Below are 3629 nucleotides of genomic sequence, written 5' to 3'. Positions count from 1 at the left end.
GCTAATTTTCCCTCAGAAATATCTCCATATCCCAACTCCCAATTAATTGAAAAATCCGAACAAGAGCAAAAAACAGTTTGGAGTAGTTCAGACCCCACTAATGTAGTCCAAAACTTTTATCAAAAAGAATTTAGAGACAAGAATTGGGAAATTATTAGCAAACCTACCGAAGAGGGTAGCGGATCTTTGGTAGCAGAAAAAAATGATTTGCAGGTAGAGGTATCCCTCAAACCAAGCCAAACTCCAGGAATAGCAACAGAATATGAGATAGACTATCAACCCAAGAATGAAGAAACGACAAATGTCCCCTTGCCCCCTGTTATCCCAGTCGATCCATCAACCACCCACTTAGAAACTCAGCCATCTCCAAATTTCACAGCATCACCCATTACTGAGCCATCTCCCACTGCATCATTACCGACACCTTTGCCCACTCCCGAAGTAGCAGCATTACCGACTCCCACAACACTCCCTCCCAATAGCATCCCCCCAGTGTCGCTCCCCACTTCTCAAGAGTCCCCTGTCTTGAAAAAAGCTCTCAGAGATGTGCCTTCAGGATTACGTCAGTACATTGCAGATTTGTCCAAACTGGGAGTATTTCAGCAGCCACAGCCCAAAAATCAAGATAATCCAGATGCTACTACTCTTTTAGTCGATCCTCAGAATATTGTTACTAGGCGGGAATATGTTCGGTGGTTGGTGAATACTAATAATAAGATTTTTACTAATAATTCTGCTAAACATATTAGATTAGCAGGACTCAATGAAGTGCCAATTTTTGAAGATGTCCCGAAAACTGACCCAGACTTTGCTATAATTCAAGGTTTGGCAGAAGCTGGTTTAATTCCGAGTCCTTTGTCTGGAGATGTTAATGTAGTTAAGTTTCGTCCAAATGATTTTTTAACCCGTGAAGATTTGATTCTTTGGAAAGTACCTCTAGATTTTCGCAAGCCATTGCCAGAGGCCACAGTGGAGAAAGTTAAAGAGGCTTGGGATTTTCAAGATGCTTCTAGGATTGACCCTGGTGCTTTGAGAACTGTATTGGCAGATGCTGAGAATGATTTTTCTAATATTAGGCGGGTTTTTGGTTATACTAGACTATTTAGGCCAGATAAAACAGTAAGTCGGGCTGAAGCTGCTGCTGTTTTATGGTATTTTGGAGACCAGAAAGAAGGGATATCGGCTCAAATGGCTTTACAACAAAGTTACAATCTTCAGTAGTCAAGATAGTCTAACAGTTTAGCGAAATTTTTTTTTCATACCCCTTGACATTTATTTAGGAATTCGCTAAATTAGTAGAAGTGAAAAGAGATAGACAAGCCCCCATCGTCTAGAGGCCTAGGACACCTCCCTTTCACGGAGGCGACAGGGATTCGAATTCCCTTGGGGGTATATTTAATAACTAATAATTACCTCTCATTAGTAAATGAGAGGCTTTAAACTTTATTATTCAGTAAATTGATTTTAACAGTTTCTGGTTTAAATCTATTGATTATTCTATGATCTGACAAGCAGAGTAGTTATAGCACTACGGATTTAGGTTAAGACATTTATAAATTCTCAAACTCAGTCAGATATTACTTTTGACTTTTGAATTGCGCGTAGCGCTATATCAAAATAATATGGTTCTAAAATCCCGCCTTTTAAGGTGCAATATTTTTGAAGTCTTGCTCTAATCCCCCGTTACAAAAATAACTTCTGACTTCTGACTTCGTTAAAGGCGTAAGCCACCAAGCTTGTGGTAGACATTCTGATAAGTTAACAAATCATACCAAACCCGGTTATGAAAAGCTCATTTATCCAAATCCTTCTAGCCTTTCTGCCTTCTGCCTTACCTTCACAATCTCTCTTTTAAACCGGATTTAGTATCATATACATATTCAGAAATGCCAAATTTATGTTGCTAGTTCTGGTGATGTAAATTTTGATAATATCCTGTTAACTCCTGTTCCTGAACCTACTTCAATGTTAGGTTTATTAGCTTTTATATAGAATCCGGTTATACAGTATATGTATATGATTAGGCTGGATAACTGGTTGATGAAAAACTTTGTACCTTCTCACTTTATTCTTTCCCTTCTGCCTTCTGACCTCTGCCTCCCTTCTGTAGATACGATAAGTATTTAACCATATCTATATTACAATATTCGGCGCTACTTTTATGCTTTGCGCAGAAGTCCGCAGGAAATGCTTACGATATGACCAAAAAATCAGGTCTCAAGCCTCCCCTTTTAAGGGGATGAAAAGAAATCAAGTTCAATATTTCAAGCCTCTGACTTTAGGCAGAGGTTACTGATAACTGATAACTGATAACTGATAACTGAAATGACAGTTCCCTATTCCCTAGCGCGTAGAGGTATATTAATGATTAGATGGTTTATTTTTTTGCGTTCGAATAATCCAGAAACTAATGGATAGAGCAATAATAGCAAATCCCAATCCGATTAAATCTTCTCCTGGTTTTTTATCAATATCAAAAATAATAATTTTCCTAGCTACAGCAATTAAAGAAGTAGCAATTACTAACTCTACTTGAAATGTATGCTTGCGAAGATAAGCAGTAACATTTTCTAAAATTTCTAGGGCAATTAAAATATTTAAAAATAGTCCAAATATTTCAAATAATGTTTCTTTAAATAAAGGATTAGATGTAAAAACAAGTCGTTGATAGATAAAAACTACTACATCAAAGACAGCAAAAATAATTACACCTATCAATGCTAAAGATAGTATTTTAGATACTATGACTTCTATACTTTCAACTAACTTAAGAAAAATATCATCTTTTTCAGGAAAAAAAATTTTCTTGAGAGTTTTCAGGAAATTCTTCATTTTTATATTGAGTTATACTATCTGAATCAATATTCTACTCTACTATTGCCTATTTCCGATCATTACAGTTTTGCAACATTCTGCATTATAATTAGTATTAAGGACTTGAATTAAGATTTAAAAACTGAGACAATGTTATTTTTTATTTTTAACTTTTGAGTATGCGACAGTCTATTTTCATTCTGTTGTTTCAATATCATTTACATTATTTTGACTAGCAGCAATAATCAAAGAACTTACTCCAATAAAAGCTATTATTCCTACTAAGGCAGCAATAGATAATTTTTTGATTAAAGGAGATAATTCGGGAGTATTAGGTATTCCTGAATCTTCTTCTGGTAAACGCTCGGAATTGGATGGCATATTTTTACCCTAGATTTTAGTTTTGTCTAATTAGGACTTGCTGATTAAATCTAAAATCATTGATATATAAAGAAAAGTGCCTTTTTGGGGTCGAAAAAAGTGCCTGGTATCACGTCTAAAACGCTTAAAAAGTTAGTATTTTAGACGCATAGTTGGGCATAAAAATCAAGGGACAATTCTTACTCCTACCTCTTCTAAATTCCCATTTATCCTGTCTCCTGTCTCCTACCCCTACTAAAAGACTTTTTCAGCAAACTCTAATTAGAATAAGATTACATCAAGTTGGTAATTAGTTATATAGCAATTCCCAAGAAGCTTGAGGTACGCGCATTCGTTGGTTTTAGGGAACAGCGATGCGGCCCCGCGTCAGCTTCAGACACAAGCGGTCAGATCCCGCGTCGGCGTCAGACGCAAGCGGTCGGAACCCGCGCCGC

Annotated in this window: 3 protein-coding genes and 1 tRNA gene; 2 read left to right on the top strand and 2 right to left on the bottom strand. The window is 36.5% G+C overall.

The window, feature by feature from the left end; genetic code table 11:
* The coding region (locus AC3DU7_RS25100) for an S-layer homology domain-containing protein (RefSeq protein WP_488042015.1) at nucleotides 1–1221 on the top strand (1221 nt) is incomplete at its 5' end.
* A 98-nt stretch (nucleotides 1222–1319) separates the two neighbouring features.
* Nucleotides 1320–1392: transfer RNA gene (locus tag AC3DU7_RS25095), tRNA-Glu, on the top strand.
* A gap of 969 nt (nucleotides 1393–2361) precedes the next feature.
* Here AC3DU7_RS25095 and AC3DU7_RS25090 read toward each other — a convergent pair.
* Both AC3DU7_RS25090 and AC3DU7_RS25085 read right to left on the bottom strand, forming a co-directional pair.
* Nucleotides 2362–2832: a phosphate-starvation-inducible PsiE family protein gene (locus tag AC3DU7_RS25090; RefSeq protein ID WP_488042014.1), complete on the bottom strand. Its 471-nt coding sequence runs from the start codon at nucleotides 2830–2832 to the stop codon at nucleotides 2362–2364.
* A 177-nt stretch (nucleotides 2833–3009) separates the two neighbouring features.
* Nucleotides 3010–3195, bottom strand: a complete 186-nt coding sequence (locus AC3DU7_RS25085; protein ID WP_488042013.1) for a hypothetical protein — start codon at nucleotides 3193–3195, stop codon at nucleotides 3010–3012.
* Nucleotides 3196–3629: the final 434 nt, after the last annotated feature.

This window comes from Okeania sp. (assembly GCF_983059655.1).
Note: the sequence above shows the minus strand (reverse complement) of the source record. Positions and strands in the feature narration are given on the sequence as shown.

Excerpts from the sequence above, each read along its gene's own strand:
- AC3DU7_RS25085 (WP_488042013.1), bottom strand. The coding sequence starts at position 3,195 with ATGCCATCCAATTCCGAGCGTTTACCAGAAGAAGATTCAGGAATACCT.
- AC3DU7_RS25090 (WP_488042014.1), bottom strand. The coding sequence starts at position 2,832 with ATGAAGAATTTCCTGAAAACTCTCAAGAAAATTTTTTTTCCTGAAAAA.